This window comes from Mesorhizobium sp. M8A.F.Ca.ET.208.01.1.1 (assembly GCF_004791315.1).
Taxonomy (GTDB): Bacteria; Pseudomonadota; Alphaproteobacteria; order Rhizobiales; family Rhizobiaceae; genus Mesorhizobium.
This window is the reverse complement of sequence record NZ_SRUT01000337.1, coordinates 1-295: the sequence shown is the minus strand read 5'-3', so window position 1 is coordinate 295 and position 295 is coordinate 1. Positions and strand designations below refer to the sequence as shown.

General features: G+C 69.2%; 1 protein-coding gene. It reads right to left on the bottom strand.

The genetic code is table 11. The features are described from left to right. A partial coding sequence (locus EN851_RS35550; RefSeq protein ID WP_135931128.1) for a DUF445 family protein occupies nucleotides 1–295 on the bottom strand: 295 nt, incomplete at both ends.

Genomic DNA, 295 nt, shown 5'->3' with positions numbered 1-295 from the left:
CGGCGGTGAGGGTCTGAGGCACCAGCCGGGCGACGAATCGCGACAGCCCGGCGGCGCGTTCTGCATCGACCAGCCAGTCGGCGACCAAAGCCGCAAAGTCGACCTCGGCGAGCTTTTCGCGCACCGGCTCCGGCGCGAGGAAATTGGCCTCGATGAACCGGCCGAGATTGTCGGCGATGCGGTGCTGGTTCTCCGGGATGATGGCGGTGTGCGGGATCGGCAGGCCGAGCGGCCGCCTGAACAGGGCCACGACCGCATACCAGTCGGCCAGACCGCCGATGATCGCTGCCTCGGC